The sequence below is a fragment of the Micromonospora sp. WMMA1998 genome, assembly GCF_027497375.1.
Taxonomy (GTDB): Bacteria; Actinomycetota; Actinomycetes; order Mycobacteriales; family Micromonosporaceae; genus Micromonospora; species Micromonospora sediminicola.
Map to the genome: position 1 here is coordinate 1,510,297 of NZ_CP114911.1, position 25,291 is coordinate 1,535,587.

A 25,291-nucleotide genomic window follows, 5' to 3' on the forward strand; every position below is an offset into this window, starting at 1 on the left:
CGATCGATCCGGGATAGCGTGCCCGCACTTACATTCGTCGATCGGTTGGATGCCGAGCGCCGTCCCCGAAGGAGCGCCATGCCCACGTCCCGATCCGTCCGTCTGCGACGCCGCGGCCTGCTCGGCGTACCGGCCCTGATGGCCGCCGCGCTGACCGTGGTGGTCCGCCCCGGCGCGGCCGTCGCCGCACCGAAGGCCGAGTGCCTGGCCGACCTGCTCCGGGAGCAGTGATGGCGACCATCCCCTGGCTGGTGGACGTGCTCCGGGCCGCCGGGGTCCAGGTCGTGGTCGAGGGCGACTGGCTCAACCGCGGGCGACCCGGCTCCTTCGACCCGATCGGGGTGCTCTGGCACCACACCGCGGCCACCTCCAGCGCGAGCAACCCGCACCCGGCGCTCAACATCTGCATCAACGGCCGGTCCGACCTGCCCGGCCCGCTCTGCCAGGCCCTGGTGGACTACCACGGCGTGTTCCACGTGATCTCCGCCGGCCGGTGCAACCACGCCGGCGTCAGCGGCGGCAGCGGGCCGATCCCGGCCGGCGACGGCAACACCCTGATGATCGGGTGGGAGATCGACTACAACGGCGTCGACCAGCGGATGACCACCGCCCAGTACGACGCCAGCATCGCGGCCACCGCCGCCGTGCTCACCCGGCTCGGCCGGGACTCCAGCTATGCCCGCGGACACCGGGAGACCAGCACCACCGGCAAGATCGACCCGTCCTTCATCGACCTGAACGCTATGCGCGCCGACGTGGCGGCGAAGATGGCCGGTGGTGGCGGCGGGTGGTCGTCGATCGTGGACAACGCGACCGCGGGCCGGTTCAGCGCCAGCGCCAACTGGGGGGTGTCGACCTACTCCGGGCAGCGCTACGGCGCCGACTACCGCTACGCGAACCCGGTCGCCGCCAGCGACGCCGCCTGGTACAAGTTCAACGTCCCCCGCACCGGCAACTACCGGGTCGAGGCGTGGTGGCCGGCGAACTCCGGCTACAACGCCTCGACTCCGTACGTCGTCGCCACCACCACGGGCAACCGGACCGTCTACGTCGACCAGCGGGCGACCGGCGGGCAGTGGCGCACCCTCGGCACGTTCACGCTGCCGGCCGGGGACGCGGACCGGGTCGCGGTCAGCCGCTGGAGCTCCGCCGCCGGGCTCGTCATCGCCGACGCCGTCCGACTCACCGAGGTCTGAGCGGCGGTGCGGCCGGGTGACGCCACCCGGCCGCACCGCCCTCGGCCCTCAGCGCAGCGACCGGAAGGCCGCGCGCATCTCCTCGACGAACAGCCGCGGTCGGGATCAGGGTCCGAACGTGAACACGTACGCGCGGAAGCCGGGGCGGTCGGTGACCAGGCTCAGCCGGTGCTCCCCCGGCGTCGCGCCGGACACCAGACGGACCATCGCCGGCCGGTCGACGTGGGCCCGGCCCGCCGGGTCGACGTCGGGGCCGCGCGCGACGCCGACCGGGTTCCCGTCCAGCAGGACCCGCAGCGGGACCGGTCCGCCCGGACCGGGGTCGGCCACCAGGTTCACCTCGCCGGCGGTGAACGGCAGGACGAGTTCGCCGGCCCCGGCGGCGAGTTCGACGTACTCGCCGTCGACCCGCCAGTCGCCGGTGAGCGCGTACGTGCCCGGCACGCCCCGGTCGGCGCCGAGATAGGTCTCCGGGGTGATGCCGACGTACGTCGGTGGCGTGGTCGTGACGAACGCCGTCACCTCGGGGCTGACCGGGGGCAACGCCGCGCCGGGCGACGCCGCCTGGACCAGCCGCCGGATCTCCGCCTCGGTCCGGTCGTAGTCGCCCTCGCCGACCCACCGGTCCACGAGCCGGCCGTCGCCGTCGAAGAGGTACCGGGCCGGCCAGGCGTCGTTGCGCAGGGCACGCCAGAACGTGAAGTCGTCGTCGATCGCGATCGGGTGGGTCAGTCCGTGGTCCCGGATCGCCCGGTCGATGTTCTCCGGCCGCCGGCCGAACGCGAACTCGGGCGCGTGCGCGCCGACGACCGTCAGCCCCAGGTCCCGGTAGTCGCGGTGCCACGCCCGGACGTACGGGGCGGTGCGGATCCAGTTGACGCAGGTGTACTCCCAGATGTCGACCAGGACCACCCGCCCGCGCAACGCCTCGGGGGTCAGCGGCGGGGAGTTCACCCAGCGGCGCACGGTGATCGGCGGCAGCCGGGTCGCGACCGGGGCGCGGGTCATCATCGGCTCCCGTCGCCGAGGTCGACCGCGGCCGCCCCGACCACCGCCCGGTCGCCCTGCTGCACGTAGCCGACCACCGAGGCGCGCCGGGGGTCGGGCGCCGTCGACACGTCGAGTTCCACCCGTCCCCGCTCCCCGTTCAGCTCGGCGGAGCGGAACGCGCGGACCACCGTGTCCTGGCGCAGCCGCCGTCCGGCGTTCTCGCCCCGAGGCACGTCGTTCTCCAGGCCGCGCTCGACCAGCGCCACGTTCAACCGGGCCTGTTCCGGCAGCGCGCCGGTGCCGTAGTCGAGCACCACCCGCCGGTCGCCCGCCTCGACGACGGTGAGTGTCAGCGGGGTGCCGGGCGGCGTGGCCAGGGCGGCGTCGATCGCCGAGGCGGCCTGGCGACGGTCGGAGCCGACGAACTCGACGGTCCCGTTGACGATCATCTGCGGGGTGTACAGGCCGCCGGAGCCGAACGCCCGGGCGTACGCCTCCTGCCGCAGGGTGTGTGCGGCCGCGCCGTAGGGGTCGGCCCAGCCGAGATGGTCCCAGTAGTCGACGTGGAAGCCGAGCGTGTACACCCGCTCTCGCCGCTCGCGCGCGTCCCGGTCGATCCCGGACAGCACCTCCTCGGCCGGGGGGCAGCTGTCGCAGCCCTGGGAGGTGAACATCTCCACGACGGCGAAGCCGTCGCGTGTGGGCGAGGCGCCGGTCATGCGGGCTCCCTTCGCAAAAGATGTCGACCTGCAAGCGTCGGGCGCTTACCCGGCCGGCGGGGCCGCACACGACAGCCGGCGGCGTTTGTCGACCACCGGGGCGGGTAGGCCGATGCGCCCGGCGGGCCGTGCCGGCGGCGCGGCGTCTCGGAGGGTCGATGTCGGCTGGAGCAGCACCACCGGGCCGGCCGGTCGTGCCCGGCGGGGTGGTGGAGCTGCGGGTGCACGGCGTCTCCTCGGCCGGCGCCGCCCAGGTGCTGGAGCGGCCCCTGGTGCGGCAGGTGGCCGGCGACCGGAGCGCGGGCTTCTACCGCCCCCGTCCGGGGCACGCCGACGAGCACGGCGCGGACGGGGTGACGCTGGAGGCGTACCAGTGGAACGACCTGCCCTCCGGCACCGTGACACGCACCCTGTCGCTGCTGTTCCTGCTCCCGTTCATGCTGCTCAACGTGGCGGTGTGGATGCGGCCGGGCGACCGGTCCGCCGACGCGCTGGTCCGGCCGCTGTGCCGGGTGCTCGGCCTGAGCCTCACCGCGCTGTACGTGCTCGCCGTCGTGGGGGTGGCGCTGGACCTGGTCGCCTGGCAGTGCATGTCCGCGGCGGCCTGCACCTCCGACCGCGACTGGCTGTCCTGGCTGGGTGGACGGCCGGTCGAGGTCCGCCTGGTGGTACTCGCGCTCGCCCCGGTCGCCGCGATCTGCCTGATCTGGTGGGGCGCCACCCGGCCGGGGCGCTCCTTCACCGCGTTCCGCGCGCCGGAACGCGCCGCCTCGACCCATCCGCTGAGCACCGTCGGTCAGTGGGACGCCGAGCCGTTGATGGGACGGTTGCGCTCGATCCACGTCGCGACGGCGTTCGCCACGCTCGACGTCAGCCTGCTCGCCGCCCGGGCCGCCCAGGGCACGCCGAGAATGACCGTCGCGCTGCTGGTGGCCGCCGGCGCCGTGCTGGCCGCCTGCGTGGTCCTGGTCTGCGCGCCCGCGCTGATCGACCGGGCCCCCGCCGACCCGCGGCGGGACACGGTCGCCCGGGCGGTGCGGACGGTCGCGATCGGCCTGACCGTCGTGGTCGGCGGCCACCTGCTGCTCGCGCCCACCCGCTGGCGGCCCGACGGCGGGCTGCCGGGCTACGGCTCCACGCTCACCTGGCTGTTCGTCGGCCACGCCGGGCTGCTGGCCGCCCTGGCCGCCGTGCTGCTGTGGCACCGGTTCCGCCGGCCGGGACGCCGGCCGCCGGCCGGGCTGGGCGTGCTGGCGGTCGCGGCCGCGGCGGCCGGGCTCGCGGTGGCGTACTCCGCGGAACTGGTGCACCGGGCGGCCGACGTGCTAAACCGGGACGCGACCACGGGCGGCACCGTGATCGCCGGCCCGGCCCGGGCGTACACCTGGGCCATCTACGGCTTCTTCCGGGCACTGCTGGTGACCCTGCTCGTCGCCGTCCTGGTGGCGCTGCTCTCCCGGCCGGTGCGACGGCGGGCCGCTGCGGCGATCGTCGCCCGGGACTTCCCGTCGCCGCCGGCCGAGGCGGCGACCCGGCTCCGGCAGGTCCGGACGGCGATCGTCCGGGCCCGGTTCACCGACCTGCTGGTGCCGCTGACGGTGCTCTTCGCCGTCCTCGCCGGGGTCGGCGCGGCGACCACCGCGATGGCCCTGCTGCGGCCGGCGCCGGGCGAGGTCCTCGAACGCCGCACGCACGTGCCCGCCGGGCTGGTCGCGTTCGGCATCGGGGCCGGCGGCTACGCCGTCTCGGCGGCCGTGCTCGGTCTCGTCGTCGCCGGGATCTTCGCCTATCGCAGCACCGGGTTCCGGCACCACGTCGGGGTGCTCTGGGACCTCGCCACGTTCTGGCCCCGGTCCGCGCACCCCTTCGCCCCGCCCTGCTACGCCGAACGGGCGGTGCCGGAGCTGGCCCGGCGCATCACCTTCCTGGTGGAGAGCGGCAACGGCGTGCTGCTGGCCGGCTACAGTCACGGCTCGGTGCTGGTCGCCGCCACGATCCTGCAACTGCCGCCCGAGGTCAGCGACCGGGTCGCGCTGCTCACCTACAGCTCGCCGCTGCGGCGGCTCTACGCCCGGCTCTTCCCGGCGTACGTCGACGACGCCGTGCTGCGGGAGATCGGGGACCGGGTCGGTTGGCGGTGGCGGAACCTGTGGCGCGACACCGATCCGGTCGGCGGCTGGGTCTTCTCGGCCCACCGCCCGCGCGCGTCGGGGACCGTCACCGGACCGCCGGCCGGGGTGGACCGTCGCCTCCGCGACCCCGACGGGCTGGTCGCGCCGCCCGGGGACAGCGTTCCGCCGCCGATCAAGGGACACTGGCCGTGCGAGTCCGAGCGGTCGTACGCCGAAGCGGTGCGGGACCTGACCGGGCTCCTGCGTGCCACGCCGGGCCCGCCGTCGGGCTCGTGAACCGGGGTCACCGGTCGGGGTCTCCCCGCTGCGGGTCCCTTCGGCGCAGCGAGTCGGAGGCCGCCACGGCGACCAGGACCAGCGTCGAGGCGCCGGTGCCGGCGAGCCTCGGCAGCGGCGCGGTGGCGACCGCGAGGAGCACCAGCGCCACCGCGCCGAGCAGCCGGGAGCGCGGACCGTTGCCGGGCGCCTCGCGCAGGAAGAAGAACTGGGCCACCAGGAACAGCGCCGGCCCGCCGAACGCGAGCACGACGAAACCGGGCGTGCCGGCGTCCTCCGGGTGGGCGATCGCCAGCTCGTCACCGACCGCGATCCCGATCAGCGCGAGCACGGCGAGGGTCAGCGTCCAGGTGCCCCGCCAGCCGACCACCCCGGCGTTCCCGGCGGTCTGCGCCGCCTCGAACCCGATCCGCTCGGCCCGCCGGAAGTAGCACCACCACAGCGCGACGGAGCCGGTGAAGCCGACCACCAGGGCGAGCAGACGCGCGACCGTGAACGGCGCGTCGCTGAACGCGCGGCCGGTGGTCAGCACGGTCTCGCCGAGGGCGATGAGGAAGAAGAGCCGGAAACGCTCGATCAGGTGCGGGCCGGCGATCTCGGTGTGCCCGAGGTCGATGCGCCGGCCCGGGCCCGGCAACCAGTGCAGGCTCCACGCGCCGACGTGCAGGCCGAGCACGGCGACGCCCCAGAGCGCCAGGCGCGCGTCGCCACCGACGGCGGCGCCGGCCGCCAGGAGCACACCGAGGAGCAGTTCCCAGACCGCGACGTGGACGAAGTGCCCACCGAGCGGCCGGCCGCGCAGGGCGACCATCAGGAAGGTGGTGCGGCCGAACTGCAGGAGCAGGTAGCCGGTGACGAACAGCCAGGCGCGGCCGTCGAACGCGTCGGCGATCGCGCCGGACATGAGCAGACTGGCGAACATCATGCCGACGAGGAGCAGCCGCACCGGCGGGCGCTCGGGCTCCAGCCAGTTGGTGCCCCAGGCCGTCATGTACCAGGCGTAGACGACAGCGAGGCCCAGGACCACGGTCTCGGCGCCGGTGCGCAGGTCGACGTGGGCGAGCAGGTGGTGCGAGAGCTGCCCGATCGCGAAGGCGTAGACCAGGTCGAAGAAGAGTTCGAGCGGGGTGACCACCCGCTCGGCGCCGGGCCGGCGGGACACCGCCGCCCTCATCGCCGCCGGTCCCGGTCGGCCCGAACGCCCCGGACGCGCACCCCGGTAGCGCTGCCGACGCCGCCCTCCATGCCGGTCACGCTATCCGCCCACCGGTGGTGGCGGAGCGCGATCCGCGCCTGGTCGGCGACGCGGCAGCGTACCGGTCACGCCGGCGGGTGGTCCGCCTCGAACCGCTCCCGGGTCAGGAACGCCAGCTGCGCGCGCTTGTCCGGCATGTCGATCTCGGACGCGAACGTGAAACCCTCGATCCGCAGCCGGCGCAGCGCCGCCTCGTTGCGGACGTCCGGCTCCACCACGATGCGCCGGGCGGCCGGGTCCCGCAGCAGGAACCGGGCCAGGGCCGGCCCGACGGCCGTGGTGAGTCCGCGCGCGCGCCCCCGGGGTGGGTTGAGCAGCAGGTGCATCCCGACGTCCCCCGGCCGGACCGGGTACCGCTCACCCACCGGGTCCGCCTCCGGGCGGTAGGTCTGGAACAGCCCGACCGGTTCCCCGTCCAGCAGGATCAGGTAGGCGTGGTGGGTCTCCAGCCCGTCGAGGAACGCGTAGACCTCGCGGACGTCGTCGAGCGTGTGCGACCCCATCCCCCAGAACGCGTTGCGGGGCAACGTGACCCAGCCGTGCAGCAGCGCGGCGTGCCGGTCGGGGCGCACCGGCTCCAGCGCCAGCTCGCCGAGGTCGGGGATCCGCTCCTGGTAGGTCACTGTGGTCTCGTCCTTCGTCGGGGACCCGGCGGGCGCCGGAGTCAGCGGTCCGGTGGGCAGCGGGATCAGGTCCCCGGCGGCCCAGTGGCGCAGTTGGTCGGAGAAGTGCGGGTCGCCGGGGACGCCGGAGGCGCCGAACGGGACGGCCCAGCCGCCGGCCGCCCGGTCGGTCAGGTCCCACACGTAGCGGGCCACCGGCCCGCGCCAGCAGGCGTCCGAGACGCCGGGGACGCTGGAGGTGGCCAGCACGCAGTCGGTGTCGCCGCCGAGCGCCACCGACCGCCGCATCGCCGCGACGGCGGCCGAGGTCTGCGCGGCGACGCCCAGGTGCACCGGGTGCAGCAGGTGCCGGCGGCCCCACGGCTCGGGCGTCGGACCGGCGGCCACCTCGGCCAGCGCGGCGGCGGCGAGCGGCACGACGTCGACGCCCAGGTCGACGTGCCGCTCGACCAGGAGGTCCAGCGCCAGGCCGATCCGTGCCGCCGGGTCGGTCCAGGGCGCGAACAGCTCGTCGAACCCGCACGGCTCGGCCAGTGGCCGCAACCGCGGGTGCGCGCGCAGCCGGCGGGCGAGCGCGGCGCGCCAGGCGGCGAACGCGCCGGCCTCGACCGAGTCGGCGGCCATCGCGCGGTCCCAGCCGGTCAACCGCCGGCGCAGCGTACGGGAGGGTTCGTCGAGCCGGTCGGGGTCGAGCCGGTCGAGCAGCCGGTGCAGCGGCGTCGCCGGCAGTCGGGTGTCGGTGTGCACCGCGGACGCGTCGACGCCGTCGGCGAGCAGCGCCCGGATCCGCCGGGCCCGGTGCGGCGGCGCGAAGTCGACCCCGTGCGCGGCGACGTCGTCGCGCCGGTCGTTGGCGCAGACCGCGACGCCCTCGACCTTCTCGTCCACCAACGGCAGGTAGTCGCCGCGCCAGTGGTGCCGCGACCGCCAGCCGGGCACCGGCTCCCGGCGGCACCTGTCGTCGCGTACCGGGACCAGGCCGGCGACCAGGCGACGCACGGCGCCGCCGGTGTCGGCGGCGAGCACGCTGTTGACCGGCTCCACCCAGTGGCACAGCGCCTCCGCGACGTCGGCGGTGTCCCGGGCCCGCAGCAGCGGCAGCAGCGCCTCGAAGCCGAGGCGCCCCTCGACCCGGCTCGGGGTACGCAGACTGATCGCCTCGCCGGTGCGCCGGTCGTGGTCGATCACCGGGCCGCGGGGCGTCTCGATCACCTCGACCGGTTCCGGCGCGCCGCCGCGGACCTCGATCTCCTCGACGTGGCGCGGGACCGGGATCCAGTCGTCCGCGTCCCGCACCAGCACCCGGTCGCCGTCGCGGCGCAGCTGCTCGCGGTAGAGGTCCTGGTAGTCGGCCATCGCGTTGGTGACGGCCCAGGCGACGTGGCCGGTGTGGCCGAAGTGCGGCAGCCCGGGCACCCCGGGGAAGGCCAGCCCGACCACGTCGAACTCGGGGCAGGCCAGCCGCACCTGCTGGTAGATGCCGGGCAGTTCGAGCAGCCGGTGCGGGTCGCCGGCGAGCACCGGGCCGCGCCCGGTGACCGGGTCGGCGGGCAGCGCCCAGGCGTTGCTGCCGGCCGACGCCGGCCCCTCGACCGCGAACAGCCGGATCGCCTCGGGGCCGAGGGTGCGCGTGACGTGCGCGTGCCAGAGCTTGTTCGGGAAGGTGGAGAAGAGCACGTGCTGGACGAGGAAGACGCCCAGCGGTGACCAGGGCTGCCACGGCTCCGGCGCGGCGCCGGTCGCGGCGAACTCGGGTGCGACGGCGGCGCCCTCGGCGAGGCCGGCGTTGACGCCGTCGACGTACGCCTCGACCCACCGGCGGGTCGCCGGGTCGAGTCGCTCGTGGCAGCGGCGGGCGGTGTCGTCCAGCCGGGCCCGCCGGGCGAACCGGTCCCAGGGCAGCTCGGCGGCGCCGACGCGGGCGGCCAGCCGACCCTCGGCGCGCCACCGCTCGACGCTGATCTGCCAGGCCCGGTCCTCGGCGGCGACGCGGCCCTGGAGGCGGGCGAGCGCGTCCACGTCGCCGGCCCAGAGCTGGGGTACGCCCCAGGGGTCCCGATCGACACGCGTCGTCGGGTGGCCATTTCCTCGGATGGTCAACTTAGGTTACCCTCCCCTAACTGAGGCAGACCTTACCTGGAGGGGCGCGTGAAACGGAACTGGGAGGGCCTGGTGCTCAAGGCCATGGGGGGCCGGGACTTCCGGCTCACCGTGCGGGGCACCGAATCGGTCGACGGGCACTACCAGCGACTGCTCCTCGACGACGGTGGGCTGCTGGCCGCGTGCGGCACGCACCCGACGATGTGGATCCGGCTCTGGTTCGACAACGACGGGCGGGCGCACCAGCGCGCCTACACGCTGGTCGACCCGGACCCGGAGAACGGACGGTTCACGCTGGAGTTCGCCGTCCACGACGGCGTCGCGGCCCGGTGGGCCACCGACGCCGAGGTCGGCGACACCATCGACGCGACCGTGCAGGGCAGCGCGTTCCAGCTGCCGGACCCGGCGCCCGAGCACCTCTACCTGGTCGGTGACGCGGCCTCGCTGCCGGCGGTGAACAGCCTCCTCGACGCCGGCGCGGACATTCCGGCGACGGTCTGGCTGGAATACGCCCACGAGGGCGAGAAGGCGCTCGCCCCGCGCGCCCGGGCGCACCACCAGGTGACCTGGGTGCCCCGCCGCGACGACGGCCGGCACCTGGTCGACACGGTCTGCGCGGCGCTGCCCGCCGCCGGGACCGCGCACTACTGGGTGGCGTGCGAGGCGGCCAGCACCCGCAGCATCACCCGGCACGTCCGGCGGACGCTCGGCGTCGGCAAGCACCAGCTCACCGCGCTCGGCTACTGGCGGGCCGTCTGATGGGCCGCCTCGGCACGCTGACCGCGCTCTACGTCACGCAGTACCTCGGCATCGGCTTCATCACCGTCGGGCTCACCGCCATCCTGCGCGACGGCGGCACCTCGCTGGACACCCTGGCGCTGCTCCAGGTGGTCGGCCTGATCTGGCCGATCAAGTTCCTCTGGGCGCCGGTCCTGGACCGTTACGGCTCCCGCCACCGCGGCCACTACCGGTCCTGGCTGCTGGTGCTGCAGGCCGCCCTGGTGCTGACGCTGCTGGCGCTGCTGCCGTTCTCCCGGCCCGCCGACCAGCTCGGCCCGGTCATCGCCATCTGCGCCGCGTTCGTGTTCTTCTCCGCCACCCAGGACATCGCCGCCGACGCGGTCGCGGTGCGGCTGCTGGCCGCGTCCGACCGGGGCACCGGCAACGGCATCCAGGTGGCCGCCAGCTACCTGGGCAACCTGCTCGGCGGCGGCGCGTGCGTGCTGATCTACGACCGCTTCGGCTGGGCGGCGGCGGTCGGCCTGCTGGCCGCGCTGACCGCGGTCGGGCTGCTCGTGGTGTGGCGGTTCCGGGAACCGGAACGCACCGACCGGGTCGTGCGCATCGGGGCGGCCTACCGGGCGCTGGTGTCGGTGTTCGGCCAGCCCGGCTGCCGGTGGTGGACGTTCGGCGTGGTGCCGCTGGTCTACGTGGGGGCCGGCATGGCGTACGCGCTGGTGACGCCCGCGCTGGTGGACGCCGGCTGGTCGCTGGGCCGGATCGGCGTGGTGACCGGCGTGGTGACCAGCGTGCCGGCGATCGTCGCCGGCCTGGTCGCGGGCCTCGGCGTCGGCCGGTTCGGTCGGGCCCGCGTGCTGGTGGCCGGTGGGGTCACGCTGGCGCTGTCCACGGTGGCGTTGCTGCCGCTGATGAACGGCCGCGCGCCGCTCGGCGGCACGGTCGCCGCGCTCTGCTTCTTCCTGGCCGCGTACACGATCGCCAACGTGGTGCTCTACACCGTCAACATGGACTACTCCCGGCCGGGCAGCGGGGGCACCGACTTCACCGTGCTGTCGTCGTTCGGGCTGGTGTGCTCCTTCGTCGCCGCCTCGCTCGGGCTCACCGCCGCCGGGCGGTTCGGCTACCCGGCGGTGGCGCTGGCCTCGCTCGGGCTGGTGGCCGCCGGCGTCGTGGTGGGCGTGGCGCACCAGCGGCGGTTCCCGCCGTCCGCAGCGCCCGCCCACCCGACACCCGCCGCGCCGGACTTGCTTGTTAGGTAAGCCTAACCTAATCTGATCTCCGCGCGGCCCGGCCGCGCTCCTGTCCGCACGACGACCGGGAAGTCACATGAGTGCGATCGACACCGCAGCGCGCGCCCACCTGTTCAACGCCGGCTCGCTCGGGCGGTACCGGGACGTGCTGGCGCGCGGCGTCGACCGCGTCGCCCGCCGGGTGGGCGCGGCCGACCGACCGTTCACCGGCGTGACGCCGGAGGCGCTCGCCCCGGTGGTCGGCGCGATCGACCTGGACCGGCCGCTCGGCGACACCGACGCCGCCCTGGACGAGCTGCACGACGTCTGGCTGCGCGACGCGGTCTACTTCCACCACCCGCGCTACCTGGCCCACCTGAACTGCCCGGTGGTCATCCCGGCGCTGCTCGGCGAGGCGGTGCTCAGCGCGGTCAACTCCTCGCTGGACACCTGGGACCAGAGTGTCGGCGCCACGCTGATGGAGCGGCGCCTGATCGAGTGGACGGCCGGACGGATCGGTCTCGGCGCCACCGCCGACGGCGTGTTCACCAGCGGCGGCACCCAGTCGAACCTGCAGGCCATGCTGCTGGCCCGGGAGGAGGCCTACCGCCGGGTGGTCGGTGGCGCGGCCACCCGCCCGGCCCGGCCGGAGGTGCTGGCCCGGTTGCGGATCATCACCTCCGCCGCCGGTCACTTCAGCGTGCAGAAGGCGGCCAAGCTGCTCGGCCTGTCCGCCGACGCGGTGCTCACCGTGCCCACCGACCCCGGCCGCCGAATGCGCACCGATGAACTCGCCCGCACCATCGACCGCTGCCGGCGCGACGGGCAGGTGGTGATGGCCGTCGTCGCCACCGCCGGCACCACCGACTTCGGCACCATCGACCCGCTGCCCGAGATCGCCGACATCTGCACCGCCGCCGGCGTCTGGATGCACGTCGACGCCGCGTACGGCTGCGGGTTGCTGGTCTCCCCCACCCGCCGGCACCTGCTCGACGGCATCGAGCGGGCGGCCTCGGTCACCGTCGACTACCACAAGTCGTTCTTCCAGCCGGTCAGCTCCAGCGCGCTGCTGGTCCGCGACGGCCGGGTGCTGCGCCACGCCACCTGGCACGCCGACTACCTCAACCCGGCCCGCGCGGTCGAGCAGGGCATCCCGAACCAGGTCGACAAGAGCATCCAGACCACCCGCCGCTTCGACGCGTGCAAGCTCTGGCTGACCCTGCGGATCATGGGGCCGGACGCGATCGGCGCGCTCTTCGACCAGGTGGTCGACCTCGCGGCCGAGGCCTGGCGGCTGTTCGACGCCGACCCCCGGTTCGAGGTCGCGGCCCCGTCCCAGCTGAGCACCGTCGTCTTCCGCCACCTGCCGCCCGGCGCCGACCCGAACCTGGTCGACGAGGCCAACCTGCACGCCCGCGAGGCGCTGGCCACCTCCGGCGCGGCCCTGGTCGCCGGCACCAAGGTCGACGGCGCGCACTGGCTGAAGCTCACCCTGCTCAACCCCGAGACCACCGTCGACGACATCGCCCACGTGCGCGACCTGATCGCCGACCACGCCGCCTGGTACGCCCGGACCGCGGCCACCGCCGAGCTGTCCTGCCCGGTCGGCTGATCCGGCCCGAGAAGAAAGAACCCCATGTCGACCCACGACTTCATCGCCGTCGGGCTGGGCCCGTACAACCTCGGCCTGGCCTGCCTCACCGCACCGATCGACGACCTCGACGGGCTGTTCCTGGAGGCGCGCGACGACTTCGACTGGCACCCCGGGATGCTGCTCGAATCGACCCGGTTGCAGACGCCGTTCATCGCCGACCTGGTCACGCTCGCGGACCCGACCTCGCCGTACTCGTTCCTCAGCTATCTGAAGGAGGCCGGGCGGCTCTACCCGTTCTACATCCGGGAGAGCTTCTTCCCCCTGCGCGCCGAGTACAACGACTACTGCCGGTGGGCCGCCGCCAAGCTGCCGAACCTGCGCTTCCGGCACGCCGTCACCAGCGTCGGGTACGACGAGACCGACGACCGCTACGTGGTACGCGCCGACACGCCGGACGGGCCGGTCACCCACCGGGCCCGGCACCTGGTGCTCGGCACCGGCACCCCGCCGTACCTGCCGCCCGCCTGCGCCGGCCTGGGCGGCGACCTGACCCACAACTCCCGCTACCTGGAGCACCGGGAGGCGCTGCGCGCCAAGCGCAGCATCACCGTCGTCGGCAGCGGGCAGAGCGCGGCCGAGATCTACCACGACCTGCTGAGCGACATCGACACGTACGGCTACCAGCTCACCTGGGTGACCCGCTCGCCCCGGTTCTTCCCGCTGGAGTACACCAAGCTGACGCTGGAGATGACCTCACCGGACTACGTGGACTACTTCCACGCGCTGCCCGAGCCGACCCGCTACCGGCTGGAAGCCGCGCAGAAGCCGCTGTTCAAGGGCATCAACGCCGACCTGATCAACGACATCTACGACACCCTCTACGCGAAGAGCCTGCACGGGCCGGCGCCGACCCGGCTGCTGACCAACACCGAACTGGTCGACGCCGCGTACGCCGACGGCCGCTACCGGCTCGGGCTGCGCCACACCGAGCAGGACCGCGCGTTCACGCTGGACACCGAGGGCCTCGTCCTGGCGACCGGCTACCACTACCGGGTGCCGGAGTTCCTCGCCCCGGTGCGCGACCGGCTCCGCTTCGACGCCCACGGCCGCTTCGACGTGGCCCGCAACTACAGCGTCGACCACACCGGCCGGGGCGTGTTCCTGCAGAACGGCGGCACCCATACGCACAGCATCACCTCGCCCGACCTGGGCATGGGGCCCTACCGCAACTCGTGGATCATCCGGGAGCTGACCGGCCGGGAGCACTACCCGATCGAGAAGTCGATCGCGTTCCAGGAGTTCGGGGCGCCCGCATGAGCGTCTTCACCCGCCGAGACGAGCGGCTCGGCGAGTTCACGCTGCGCCCGCTGGACCCCGACGCCGACGCGGCGCTGCTGCAGGGCTGGGTCACCCACCCGAAGGCCGCGTTCTGGCTCATGCAGGACGCCGACGTGGCCGGCGTCGCCGAGGAGTACCGGCGCATCGCCGCCCACCCGCACCACGACGCGTACCTCGGCTCGTGGCGCGGCCGGCCGGCGTTCCTGGCCGAACGGTACGACCCGGCCCGGGTGGAGCTGGTCGGCCTCTACGACCCGGAGCCCGGCGACGTGGGCATGCACTTCCTCTGCGCGCCCACCGACACGCCCACGCACGGCTTCACCCGCGCCGTGCTCACCACGGTGATGGCCTGGCTCTTCGCCGACCCGGCGACCCGGCGGGTAGTGGTGGAGCCGGACGTGCGCAACACCGCCGTGCACGCGCTCAACGCCGCCGTCGGCTTCACCGTCGTCGGCGAGATCCGCAAGCCGGAGAAGGACGCGCTGCTCAGCGTCTGCACCCGGGAACGATTCCGGGCCGCGGCCCGGGGAGAGGCGACCCCGTGAACCCCGCCGCGTCCGTGGACCACCTGACCCCCGAGGCGTGGGCGACGGCCAACCGGCTGCTGGTGCGCAAGGCGCTCGCCGAGTTCGCCCACGAGCGCCTGATCACCCCCGAGCCGGCCGGCCCCGGGCGGTGGGTCGTCCGCAGCGACGACGGCACGGTGGAGTACCGGTTCGCCGCGCAGCGGCTGGCGCTGGACCACTGGCAGGTCGACGCCGCCAGCATCACCAGGCGCCGCGACGGCGCGGAGCTGCCGCCCGACGCGGTCGACCTGTGCCTGGAGCTGCGCGCCGCGCTCGGCCTCACCGACGCGATCCTGCCCGTCTACCTGGAGGAGATCACCTCCACCCTCGCGGGCACCGCGTACAAGCTGGGCAAACCCGCGGTGACCGCCGCCGAGCTGGCCGGCGCGGACTTCCAGACCATCGAGACGCAGATGACCGAGGGTCACCCCTGCTTCGTGGCCAACAACGGGCGGATCGGCTTCGGCGTGCACGAATACCACCGCTACGCCCCGGAGACCGCCGCGCCGGTACGGCTGCTGTGGCTGGCCGCGCACCGCGACCACACCACGTTCACCTGCGCCGCCGACCTAGACTACGACACGCTCGTCCGCGCCGAACTGGGCCAGGAGACCCTCGCCGGGTTCACCGCCACGCTCACCGCGCTCGGCCTCGACCCAGCCGACTACCTGCTGATCCCGGTGCACCCGTGGCAGTGGTGGAACAGGCTCGCGGTCACCTTCGCCGGCGACGTGGCCCGACGCCGGCTGGTCTGCCTCGGCGAGGGGCCGGACGACTACCTGGCCCAGCAGTCCATCCGCACGTTCTTCAACGTCAGCGACCCGGCGAAGCACTACGTCAAGACCGCGCTGTCGGTGCTCAACATGGGCTTCATGCGCGGGCTGTCCGCCGCGTACATGGAGGCCACGCCCGCGATCAACGACTGGCTGGCCGACCTGATCGAGAACGACCCGGTGCTCACGCGCACCGGCTTGTCGATCATCCGGGAGCGGGCCGCGATCGGCTACCGGCACCGGCAGTACGAGGCGGCGACCGCCCCCGGGTCGCCGTACCGGAAGATGTTGGCCGCGCTCTGGCGGGAGAGCCCGGTGCCCGGCCTGGAACCCGGGCGGCGACTGGCCACCATGGCCTCGCTGCTGCACCTCGACCGGGACGGCCGCTCGCTGGCGGCAGCGCTGATCGCCCGGTCAGGCCTGCCGCCGGCGCGCTGGCTGCGCCGCTACCTGGACGCCTACCTGGTGCCGCTGCTGCACAGCCTGTACGCCCACGACCTGGCCTTCATGCCGCACGGCGAGAACGTCATCCTGGTGCTCGACGGCGACGTGGTGCAGCGGGTGGTCTTCAAGGACATCGCCGAGGAGATCGTGGTGATGGACCCGGAGGCCGACCTGCCGGAGCGGGTGCGGCGGGTGCGGGCCGCGATCGGAGAGGACGAGAAGATCCTGTCCATCTTCACCGACGTCTTCGACTGCTTCCTGCGGCACCTGAGCGCCGCCCTGCACACCGAGGGCGTGCTCGACCAGGACGACTTCTGGCGCACCGTCGCCGAGTGCGCCACCGACTACGCGGCCACGGTGCCGCACCTGGCCGAGCGGATGCGCCGGTACGACCTGTTCGCGCCGGAGTTCACGCTCTCCTGCCTCAACCGGCTCCAGCTGCGCAACAACCAGCAGATGGTGGACCTGACCGACCCGTCCGCCGCGCTGCAGTTCGCCGGCACGCTGGTCAACCCGCTCGCCCACTTCGCGCCGACACCATGAGCGCCGAGCCGACGAGCGCCGATCCGGCGACGGTGGACGCCGACCGGGCCACCCCGGCTCCGGTGCCGCACCGCTGGCTGATCCTGGCCGTGCTCTGCCTGGCCCAACTGGTGGTGGTGCTGGACAACACCGTGCTGACCGTGGCGGTGCCGGTGCTCACGGTCGAGCTGGACGCCGGCACCGCCGACGTGCAGTGGATGATCAACGCGTACGCGCTGGTGCTGTCCGGACTGCTGCTGAGTGCCGGCAGCGCGGCCGACCGGTACGGGCGGCGGCGGATGCTGCTGGTCGGGCTGGTGCTGTTCGGGCTCGGCTCGACGGCGGCCGGGCTGGCCCGCACCGCCGAGCAGCTGATCGCCGCCCGGGCCGGCATGGGCGTGGGCGGCGCGCTGCTGGTCACCGCCACCCTGGCCGTGGCCATGCAGGTCTTCGACGCCGCCGAACGGTCCCGTGCGATCGGGGTCTGGGCGGCCACCAGCGCCCTGGGCTTCGCCGCCGGCCCGCCGATCGGCGGGTTCGTCCTGGCGCACCTGCCGTGGGGCGCGATCTTCCTGCTGAACGTCCCGGTCGTGCTGATGTGCCTGCTCGCCGTCCGGGCGCTGGTCCCGGAGTCGCGGGATCCGGCCGGCGGGCCGCTCGACCTGGGCGGCGTGGCGCTGTCCACCGGCGGCCTGACCGCGATCGTCTGGGCGATCATCTCCGGTCCCGAACGCGGCTGGGCGTCGGTTGCGGTGCTCGGCGCGGCCGCGGCCGGAGTGCTGCTGCTGGCGGCGTTCGTCGGCTGGGAACGGCGGGTCGCCCACCCGATGCTGGACATGCGCTTTTTCCGGGATCGCCGTTTCGTCGGCGCGGTCTGCGGCGTCGTGCTGATCACGTTCGGCGCCACCGGCGCGCTGTTCCTGCTCACCCAGCACCTCCAGTTCGTCCGCGGCTACCCGGCCTGGGAGGCGGGGCTGCGGATGGCGCCGTTCGCGTTGTCCATCGTGGTGCTCACCGCCGGCGGGGTGGCCGCGTCGGTGATCCGCCGGCTCGGGCGGCCGACCGCGATCGCGGTCGGGATGACCCTGCTGGCCGGCGGCCTGGCGCTGGTCACGCATGGCCCGGCCGACGGCTACGGCACGCTGCTGGCCGGGCTGCTGGTGATGGGCGCCGGGTGCGCGTTGGCGAACCCGGCGATCGTCGAGGCGGTGATGAGCGCGATCCCCACCGACAAGGCGGGCGCGGGGGCCGGCGTGGACGGCACCATGACCGAGGTCGGCAGCAGCCTCGGCGTCGCGGTGCTGGGCGCGGTGCTCAACGCCCGGTTCGGCGCGCTGCTGCCGGCCGCGCTGGCCGGCGACGGCTCGTTCCCGGCGGCGCTGGCCGCCGCCGGCCCGGACCGGGAGGTGGTCACCGCCGCCTTCGCCGAGGCCCTGCGGACCGGCCAGACGGTGGGCGCGGTGGCGGTCCTGGTGGGCGGCCTGGTCGCGGCCGCCCTGCTGCACCGGGCCGACCGGCTGTCGGCCTGACGCCGGATCGAACCGGCAGGCGGCCTGCGGCCGGGTCGACCGGGCTCAGGACTCGGCGCGGCCGGCCCGCCAGTAGCCCATGAACGCCACCGCCCGGCGGTCGACGCCCCGGTCGGTGACCAGGTGCCGGCGCAGGCCACGGATCACCGCCGCCTCGCCGGCCAGCCAGGCGTAGAGCGGGGCGCCGTCGGGGCGCTGCGGCACCTCCCAGAGGATCTCCCGGTCCACGTCCACCTCGGCCAGTGGCGCGGCGGGGGCCGGTGCGGCCGGGGTGGGCAGCAGCCGGTCGGCGAGGCCGGTGACGGCCGGGGTGAGCCGGCTGCCGTGCGTCGCTCCGGCGCGGGGCAGCCAGGTCACGGTGACGCCGGCCGGGGCGCGGCAGGGCAGCTCGTCGCCCGGCTCCGGCACCTCCACCACCGCGTGCCCGCACGCGTCGGCGGGCAGCCGCTCCAGGATCGCGCAGATCGCCGGCGCGGCGGTCTCGTCGCCGGCCAGCAGCAGCGTCGCGCCGGCCGGCGGGGTGAACTCGACGCCGCCGTGCACGCCCGGCCAGCCGGCGTCCGGGCCGACCATGGCGAGCCGGTCCCCGAGCCGGGCGCGCCGCGCCCACCGGGTGGCCGGGCCGCCGTCGCCGTGCAGCGCCATGTCCACGTCCACCTCGGACACCTGCGGGCGGACCGCCCGGACGGTGTAGGTGCGGACCGGGCTGCGCCGCTCCGCCGGCAGGTCCCGCCACCGCTGGTACCAGTCGGGTCCGGCGGGCAGCTCCGCCGACGCCCCCTCGACCGCCGGCAGGGCCAGCTTGATCCGCTGGTCGTAGCCGTTGTCGGCGAACCGGTCCAGGTCCGGCCCGGCGAACGTCACGCGCAGGAACGACGGGCCGAGCCGCCGCAACGCGCGTACCTCGACGGTGAACACGCGCCAGGGAGCGGCGGCCAGGGTGCTCGTCATCGACAGATGTCCTCTCGGGATCGCGGGGTGTGCTCAACGGGCGGCGCGGGAGCGCCACAGCAGCCAGACGAAGTAGGGGGTGCCGACCAGCGCGGTGACCAGGCCGGCGGGGATCTGCGCGGGCGCGATGACGGTGCGGCCGAGCGTGTCGGCGAGGCTGACCAGGGTCGCGCCGAGCAGCACCGCCACCGGCACGACGCGGGTGTGCCGGCCGCCGACCAGCGCCCGGGCGGCGTGCGGCGCGACCAGGCCGACGAAGCCGATCACGCCGACCGCCGACACGGCCGTGGCGGTGAGCAGCGCGGCCAGGCCGAGCGCGACCAGCCGGGCGCGCTCCAGCCGGACGCCGAGCACCCGGGGCGTGTCGTCGTCCAACGCGAGCAGGTCGAGTTCGCGGCGGATCCCGATCACCACCGGGACGGCGACCAGCAGCGCGACCGCCACCGGCAGCACCTGCGGCGCGGTGCGCCCGTAGGTGGAGCCGGACAGCCAGGTCAACGCCTTGCCGGTGTTCCACGGGTCGGAGGACACCACGATGAACGTGATCACCGCGGCGCCGCCCTGCCAGACCGCGAAGCCGATCAGCACCAGCCGGTCGGAGTTGAGGCCGCGGTGCCGGGCCAGCCCGTAGACCAGCGCGAACGCGGCGACCGCGCCGAGACCGGCGGCGCCGGAGAGCGCGGCCACGCCGGCCGTCGGGGCGAACGTCAGCAGCGACACCGCGCCGATACCGGCCCCGCCGGTGATGCCGAGGATGCCCGGCTCGGCCAGCGGGTTGCGACACACCGCCTGCACGGTGGTGCCGGCCAGCGCGAGCGCCGCGCCGGCCAGCAGCGCCGCCGCGACGCGCGGCCACCGGGCGTCCAGCACGAAGGTGTACGCCGGGCCGGTGCGGCCCCGCAGCCAGTTGACGATGTCGCCGAGCAGCACCCCGGTGTCCCCGGCCAGCATGCCCACCACCAGGGCCGTGCCGGCCGCCACCGCGCAGACGGTGACGACGGCGACGTGGAAGGCGCGGGAGCGCACGGCCGCGTGCCCGCCCGGAGGTTGCCGGGTGGGCCCGGCGTCGCGGTGCCGGCGGGCCAGCCAGACCAGCAGCACCGCGCCGAAGAGCGTGGTGACCACGCCGGTCGGCACGTCCACGCCGGCCTGCCCGCCGAGCACGGCCCGCAGCAGCACGTCGGAGCCGAGCACCACGACCACGCCGACCATGCCGGACAGGGGCAGCAGCACCCGGTGCCGGTGCACCTCGGGCACCCACCGGCCGAGCAGCCGGACGATCACCGGCGCGCCGAGCCCGACGAAGCCGATCGGCCCGGCCAGGGTGACCGCGGCGGCGGAGAGCAGGACGGCGAGCAGCACCACGGTGAGCCTGGTCCGGCGCACGTCCAGCCCGAGCACGGTGGCGGTGTCGTCGCCGAGGGCGAGCAGGTCCAGCCGGCGGCCGAGCGCCACGAGCACCAGCGCGGCGACGCCGACCACCGGGGCGAGCTGGGTGAACGCGACCAGGTCGCCCTGCACGAGGGAGCCGTTGCCCCAGGCGAACAGGCCGATGGTGGCCTGCTCGAAGAGCAGCAGGAGCAGCATGGTGAGCGAGGCCAGGGCCATCGCGGTGGCCGAGCCGGCGAGGATCAGCCGGGTCGTCGCGGACTGGCCGCCGGCGGACAGCAGCATCACCAGGCAGGCGGCGGCGAGGCCGCCGCAGAACGCGAGCCCGCCGGCGGGCAGCGCCGGAAGGGCGATCCCGAACGCGGCGGTGGCGACGATCGCCAGGTGCGCGCCGGCGTTGACGGCGAGCGTGTCGGGTGAGGCGAGCGGGTTGCGGGTGGTCGACTGCAACGCCGCGCCGGCGAAGCCGAGCGCGACGCCGACGGCCAGGCCGGTGAGCAGGCGGGGCAGCCGGGAGGCGACCAGCACCCGGGCGGTCTCGTCGTCGGCGCCGGTGAGCAGCCGGAGCAGGTCGGTCGCCCCCACCGACGAGGTGCCCTGGGTGAGGTGCACGGCGGTGATCGCGACGAGCAGCGCGGCGGCGAGCAGGAACGCGCCGGCGACCCGGCGGCGGGCGGGCGGTGGCCCGAGCGGGGCCGGCCGGGTGGCCGGCCCCGGCGGGGCGATCGTCTGGCTCAAGCCGTGTAGACCGTGACGAGCTGGTCGACGTACTGCCGGGCGGAGAGCGGGCCGCCGAAGGTCCAGATGCCGTTGGGCATCTTGTGCAGCTTGTTCTGCTGCACGAACGGCAGCGAACGCCAGATCGCGTTGCCGGCCAGCCCGTCGGCGAAGACGTCCTGCCCGTCCGAGGCGTTGTAGAAGAAGTGCACGTCCTGACCCTTGAGGACGGTGAGTCCCTCGACGTCGGTCTGGCCCAGGCCCCACATCGCGTCGGTCTTGCCGGTCCAGGCGTTCTTCAGACCGAGCTGGATGCCGAGCTGGGAGACGAGCGCGCCCTGGCCGAACATCCGGACCGAGACGGTGCTGCCCTCCTTCCATCCGTCGGCGAAGGCGAACTGCCGGCCGGCCGCGCCGGCGTCGGCGATCTTCTTGCGGCCGTCGGCGAGGGCGGCGTCGAAGTCGGCGAGCAGCTTCTCCGCCTGGGCGGTACGGCCGGTGGCGGTGGCGATCATGGTCAGGTCGGAGCGCATCCGGCCGATGTTGTCGGCCGCGTCGCTGCCCTCGGTGACCAGCACCGGCACGTACTTCTCCAACTGGGGGACGATCGCGGAGCCGCGCTCGGCCTCCATCACCACCAGGTCGGGCTGGAGCGCGACGACGGCGTCGACGCTCGGCTCGCCCCGGGTGCCGACGTCCTTGGCGCTCGCGTCGAGCGGTGCGGCGGTGACCCAGGTGGCGTAGCCCTTGGGGTCGGCCACGCCGACCGGCATCACGCCGAGGCCGACGAGCATCTCGACCTCACCCCACTCCAGGCCGACGACCTTGGTGGCCGGGTTCTTCAGGGTGATCGCCTTGCCGCGGCTGTCGGTGACGGTGACCGGGCCGGTGGCGGCGGTGTCGGAGGCGGACGGTGCGGCGGCGGGCGTCTCGGTGGTGCCGCAGCCGGCGATCAGCAGCGCGGTCGCGGCGGCGACCAGCAGGGTCAGGCGGGTACGCAACATCGGTTTCTCTTCTGTGGGCAGGAACGGGTTCAGGCGGTGGCACGGCTGGTGTGCCGGCCGACGGGACGGGTGGAGAGCAGGCCGGTGGCCGGGTCGACGGTCACCTCGACGCGGATGCCGTACGCCTCGGTGAGCGCCGCCTCGGTGAGCACCTCGCGCGGGGCGCCGCTGCCGCGGACCCGGCCGGAGTGCAGGAGCACCACGCGGTCGGCGACGGCGGCGGCCTGGTTGAGGTCGTGCAGCACCACGCCGACGGCGACGCCGGCGGTGTCGGCGAGGTCGCGCACCAGGTCGAGGATCTCCACCTGGTAGCGCAGGTCGAGGAACGTGGTCGGCTCGTCCAGCAGCAGGACCGAGGTGTCCTGGGCCAGGCAGGTGGCCAGCCAGACGCGTTGCAGCTCACCGCCGGACAGCTCGTCGACCGGTCGGTCGGTCATCGCCTCGACGCCGGTGACCGCCATGGCCCGCTCGACCGCCGCCGGCCCGTCCGGGTCGCCGGCCCGCCACCGCCCGCGGTACGGGTGCCGGCCGTAGCCGACCACGTCCCGGACGGTGACCCCGCTCGGGGTGGGGCGGCTCTGCGCCAGCAGGGTGACCCGGCGGGCGAAGTCCCGGGGGGACAGCGCCCGGGCCGGGGTGCCGTCGGCGAGCACGACCTCGCCGTGCTCCAGCGGGTGCAGGCGGGCCAGCCCGCGCAGCAATGTCGACTTGCCGCTGCCGTTCGGGCCGACCAGCGCGGTCACGGCCGCCGGCCGCAGCGTGATGGCGGCGTCGTGCACCACCGTGGCGCCGTGGTAGCCCAGGCGCAACCGGCTGCCCGACAGGCCGTCGGCCCGGACCGTTCCGCTCGTCACAAAGGTAAGGCTAACCTAAACTCCGATCGCGTTGTCAAGCCGCTCCCCCGTCCCCACCTCGGTGAACGCGGCACGCGTCGACCTCCGACGTGCGGCGTGATCGGACTGTCGCCCCCACTCGACCCGTGCGCGTGCCTGCGGTCGAAGTCCGGCGCCGGCCCGCAACGGGGTAGGCCGTCCGAGGTGGCGGACACCTCGGCGCGGCGCTATGCCGTGCCGAGCCGGAACTCGCGCAGCGGGTGCCAGGAGTCGGGTTCCGGCGCCCCGGCGATGAGCTGGACCGCGTCGACTGTGGCGCGGATGGGCAGGTGGCCGGCGACCACCTCGGCGGCTTCGGCCAGGACGTGCTTCGGGGCGTCGTGGCCGATGGTCAGGTGCGGTACGACGTCGGCATGGGCGCCGGCATACGGCGGGGCCTCGGGGAACCGCTGCCAGACGGCCGCGGTGAGGTGGCGCAACCCGCCATCCGGCTGCGGCGAGAGCCAGACCACGGTGTCTCCGAACCACTTGACCTCCGGGAACGAGATGTCGAACCGCGGTGTGGCTTCGAAGATCTGGCTCAGGGTGGCGAGCACGTCGTCGGTGATCCGGTCCGGGGTCAGGAACGGGTAGAGCACGGTCACATGAGCGGGCACTCCCCAGCCGGCCGCGCGGTCCAGGGCGGATCGGAAGCGTCCCACGGCCCGCTCGGCCTCGGGCACGGCGACGATCAGGGCGGTCTCGGTCGGCTCCATCGCCACAGTCTCCGACCGTCGCTCCTGCCAGTCCACCGGGATTCGGGACAGCAGAGCTGCGGGCCCAGTCCTTCCGCCCACCCCGCGCCCCGCAGGCGATCAAGGAGTTTGCGTCGGTCGGGACGCCGACCCGAGACCCAAACTCCTTGGTCAACGCCCCGGGCGGCGGGGGCGGTGGGGGCGGCGGGAGGGGGGTCAGGGGGTCAGGTCGCGGTAGGCGGTGGCCAGGCCGGCCAGGCCCCGGCCGAGGTCGGAGCCGCGCACGCCGGCGTAGCCGAGCACCAGCGCGGGCGGGCGGTCGTCGTGGCGCAGGGCGTAGAACCGGCCGCCGCGGACCAGCACGGACCGGCGGCGGGCGGCATCCACCATCGACTCCTCGGCGCACCACCGGGGCAGCACCAGGTAGGTCTGCAGGCCGCCGTCGCCACTGAGCGGTGACGCGCCGGGCAGGTGGCGGGCGACGTGCTGGTGCACCGCCTGGCGGCGGCGCTGGAACTCGGCCCGCAGCCGGCGCAGGTGCCGGTCGAACGCGCCGGTGTCGACCAGCCGGGCGAACGCGAGCTGGTCCAGCCCGGAGCAGCCGATGTCCCAGCCGGCGCGGACGCGCTCGATCGAGGCGGCCAGCCCGGGCGGGGCGGCCAGCCAACCGAGCCGCAGCGCGGGGGCGAGGACCTTGCTGGCGCTGCCCGCGTAGACCACCCGGTCCGGGGCGAGGCTCTGCAGCGCGGGCATGCGCTGCGCCGGGGCCACGAACGCGGCGTCGAAGTCGTCCTCGACCACGTAGCCGTCGACCGCGCGGGCCCAGGCGAGCAGGTGCTCGCGGCGCTGCGGGCTGAGCGCCGCCCCGGTCGGGAACTGACTGGCCGGGGTGGTCAGCACCGCCCGGACGCCGGTGGCGGCGAGGTCGTCGACGCGGATGCCGTGCCGGTCCACCGGCACGGCCACCGGGCGCAGCCCGGCGTCGGCGATGAACGCCCACTCCCCCGGGTGGCCCGGGTCCTCCACGCCCACCGCGTCGTGCCCCTGGTCGCGCAGCACCCGGCAGAGCAGGGCGAGCCCCTGGGCGAACCCGGAGGTGACCATGAGGTGTTCGGGCCGGACACGGACGCCCCGGACCCGGCCGAGGTAGCCGGCGAGCGTGCGGCGCACCGGCGGCAGGCCGGACGGCGGGGCGTAGCCCAGCTCCCGGGGGCCGGCGGCGCGGACGACGGCGCTGACGCTGCGGATCCAGTCCTGGCGTGGGAACGCGGAGACGTCGGTGCCGCCGGCGCGCAGGTCCCACACCTCGGGCGTGGGCGTCTCGTCGGTGGTGAGCGCGGAGCCGACCTCGGCGGGCGCGGCGTCCGCGACGGAGGTGCCGGAGCCGCGCTGCGAAGTGAGGTATCCCTCGGCGCAGAGCTGTTCGTAAGCCTCCACGACCACGGTACGGGACACGCCGAGGTCCTTGGCGAGCTGCCGGCTGGACGGAACCCGGGTGCCGGGCCGCAGCGCGCCCTGGTCGATCTGCCGGCGTAGAGCGTTGCGGAGCTGCGCCGCCAATGTTTCGCGCGCATCACTTTCCATTGACAGACTCAGATGCCACACCGAGTGGTCCCCTCCCGGTCAGCCGAAGTGG

At 74.7% G+C, this 25,291-nt stretch carries 20 protein-coding genes and 1 pseudogene; 10 read left to right on the top strand and 11 right to left on the bottom strand.

From position 1 onward, the window contains the following. Nucleotides 1-78 precede the first annotated feature (78 nt). A complete protein-coding gene (locus O7600_RS06555) occupies nucleotides 79-231 on the top strand; it encodes a hypothetical protein (protein ID WP_281592783.1) in 153 nt (50 codons plus the stop codon). Then, nucleotides 231-1,196 (top strand): N-acetylmuramoyl-L-alanine amidase, encoded by a 966-nt coding sequence (locus O7600_RS06560; RefSeq protein WP_281592784.1) that lies wholly within the window; start codon nucleotides 231-233, stop codon nucleotides 1,194-1,196. The genes O7600_RS06555 and O7600_RS06560 overlap by 1 nt, the downstream gene beginning before the upstream one ends. A 105-nt stretch (nucleotides 1,197-1,301) precedes the next feature. Here the strand turns inward: O7600_RS06560 and O7600_RS06565 are convergent, their stop codons facing one another. Next, nucleotides 1,302-2,204, bottom strand: coding sequence for a redoxin (locus O7600_RS06565; protein WP_281592785.1), 903 nt, complete (start codon nucleotides 2,202-2,204; stop codon nucleotides 1,302-1,304). Then, complete coding sequence (locus tag O7600_RS06570) at nucleotides 2,204-2,905, bottom strand: DUF1223 domain-containing protein (RefSeq protein WP_281592786.1); 702 nt, start codon at nucleotides 2,903-2,905, stop codon at nucleotides 2,204-2,206. Before O7600_RS06570 ends, O7600_RS06565 begins: the two co-directional genes overlap by 1 nt. 158 nt (nucleotides 2,906-3,063) lie before the next feature. Here O7600_RS06570 and O7600_RS06575 point away from each other — a divergent pair, with 158 nt between their 5' ends. Next, nucleotides 3,064-5,313 carry a hypothetical protein gene (locus O7600_RS06575; protein ID WP_281592787.1) on the top strand — a complete coding sequence of 750 codons (2,250 nt, stop codon included), beginning with the start codon at nucleotides 3,064-3,066 and terminating at the stop codon, nucleotides 5,311-5,313. Between the two features lie 7 nt (nucleotides 5,314-5,320). Here O7600_RS06575 and O7600_RS06580 read toward each other — a convergent pair whose 3' ends face one another. The 3 genes and pseudogenes from O7600_RS06580 to O7600_RS06590 form a co-directional block, all read right to left on the bottom strand. Then, entirely contained in the window at nucleotides 5,321-6,487 is a 1,167-nt protein-coding gene (locus O7600_RS06580; RefSeq protein WP_281592788.1) for a low temperature requirement protein A, read from the bottom strand. Between the two features lie 146 nt (nucleotides 6,488-6,633). After that, nucleotides 6,634-7,191, bottom strand: coding sequence for a GNAT family N-acetyltransferase (locus O7600_RS06585; RefSeq protein ID WP_281594082.1), 558 nt, complete (start codon nucleotides 7,189-7,191; stop codon nucleotides 6,634-6,636). A gap of 51 nt (nucleotides 7,192-7,242) precedes the next feature. Further along, nucleotides 7,243-9,285: pseudogene (locus tag O7600_RS06590) on the bottom strand (penicillin acylase family protein); the annotation flags it as partial. Nucleotides 9,286-9,339: 54 nt separating this feature from the next. Here O7600_RS06590 and O7600_RS06595 point away from each other — a divergent pair. From O7600_RS06595 to O7600_RS06625, 7 genes are all read left to right on the top strand, one after another. Next, complete coding sequence (locus O7600_RS06595) at nucleotides 9,340-10,050, top strand: siderophore-interacting protein (RefSeq protein WP_281592789.1); 711 nt, start codon at nucleotides 9,340-9,342, stop codon at nucleotides 10,048-10,050. Then, the gene (locus tag O7600_RS06600) at nucleotides 10,050-11,291 is read left to right on the top strand and encodes an MFS transporter (RefSeq protein ID WP_281592790.1); all 1,242 of its coding nucleotides are present in this window, start codon (nucleotides 10,050-10,052) and stop codon (nucleotides 11,289-11,291) included. Before O7600_RS06595 ends, O7600_RS06600 begins: the two co-directional genes overlap by 1 nt. Nucleotides 11,292-11,358: 67 nt before the next feature. Continuing rightward, a complete protein-coding gene (locus tag O7600_RS06605; RefSeq protein ID WP_281592791.1) occupies nucleotides 11,359-12,873 on the top strand; it encodes an aspartate aminotransferase family protein in 1,515 nt (504 codons plus the stop codon). A gap of 24 nt (nucleotides 12,874-12,897) precedes the next feature. Beyond that, the gene (locus O7600_RS06610) at nucleotides 12,898-14,172 is read left to right on the top strand and encodes a lysine N(6)-hydroxylase/L-ornithine N(5)-oxygenase family protein (RefSeq protein ID WP_281592792.1); all 1,275 of its coding nucleotides are present in this window, start codon (nucleotides 12,898-12,900) and stop codon (nucleotides 14,170-14,172) included. Further along, on the top strand, nucleotides 14,169-14,738 hold the full coding sequence (locus tag O7600_RS06615; RefSeq protein WP_281592793.1) for a GNAT family N-acetyltransferase: 570 nt from the start codon (nucleotides 14,169-14,171) through the stop codon (nucleotides 14,736-14,738). The genes O7600_RS06610 and O7600_RS06615 overlap by 4 nt, the downstream gene beginning before the upstream one ends. Further along, nucleotides 14,735-16,519: an IucA/IucC family siderophore biosynthesis protein gene (locus O7600_RS06620; RefSeq protein WP_281592794.1), complete on the top strand. Its 1,785-nt coding sequence runs from the start codon at nucleotides 14,735-14,737 to the stop codon at nucleotides 16,517-16,519. Before O7600_RS06615 ends, O7600_RS06620 begins: the two co-directional genes overlap by 4 nt. Continuing rightward, nucleotides 16,516-18,027 (top strand): MFS transporter, encoded by a 1,512-nt coding sequence (locus O7600_RS06625; protein ID WP_281592795.1) that lies wholly within the window; start codon nucleotides 16,516-16,518, stop codon nucleotides 18,025-18,027. The genes O7600_RS06620 and O7600_RS06625 overlap by 4 nt, the downstream gene beginning before the upstream one ends. A 45-nt stretch (nucleotides 18,028-18,072) precedes the next feature. Here the strand turns inward: O7600_RS06625 and O7600_RS06630 are convergent, their stop codons facing one another. The 6 genes from O7600_RS06630 to O7600_RS06655 form a co-directional block, all read right to left on the bottom strand. Then, nucleotides 18,073-18,978: a siderophore-interacting protein gene (locus tag O7600_RS06630; protein WP_281592796.1), complete on the bottom strand. Its 906-nt coding sequence runs from the start codon at nucleotides 18,976-18,978 to the stop codon at nucleotides 18,073-18,075. A 33-nt stretch (nucleotides 18,979-19,011) separates the two neighbouring features. Beyond that, nucleotides 19,012-21,105 carry an iron ABC transporter permease gene (locus O7600_RS06635; RefSeq protein ID WP_281592797.1) on the bottom strand — a complete coding sequence of 698 codons (2,094 nt, stop codon included), beginning with the start codon at nucleotides 21,103-21,105 and terminating at the stop codon, nucleotides 19,012-19,014. Continuing rightward, entirely contained in the window at nucleotides 21,102-22,088 is a 987-nt protein-coding gene (locus O7600_RS06640) for an iron-siderophore ABC transporter substrate-binding protein (RefSeq protein WP_281592798.1), read from the bottom strand. The genes O7600_RS06635 and O7600_RS06640 overlap by 4 nt, the downstream gene beginning before the upstream one ends. A gap of 29 nt (nucleotides 22,089-22,117) precedes the next feature. Further along, the gene (locus O7600_RS06645) at nucleotides 22,118-22,942 is read right to left on the bottom strand and encodes an ABC transporter ATP-binding protein (protein ID WP_281592799.1); all 825 of its coding nucleotides are present in this window, start codon (nucleotides 22,940-22,942) and stop codon (nucleotides 22,118-22,120) included. A 206-nt stretch (nucleotides 22,943-23,148) separates the two neighbouring features. Then, complete coding sequence (locus O7600_RS06650) at nucleotides 23,149-23,676, bottom strand: 2'-5' RNA ligase family protein (RefSeq protein WP_281592800.1); 528 nt, start codon at nucleotides 23,674-23,676, stop codon at nucleotides 23,149-23,151. A 195-nt stretch (nucleotides 23,677-23,871) separates the two neighbouring features. Then, nucleotides 23,872-25,239, bottom strand: coding sequence for a PLP-dependent aminotransferase family protein (locus O7600_RS06655; RefSeq protein WP_281592801.1), 1,368 nt, complete (start codon nucleotides 25,237-25,239; stop codon nucleotides 23,872-23,874). Nucleotides 25,240-25,291 lie beyond the last annotated feature (52 nt).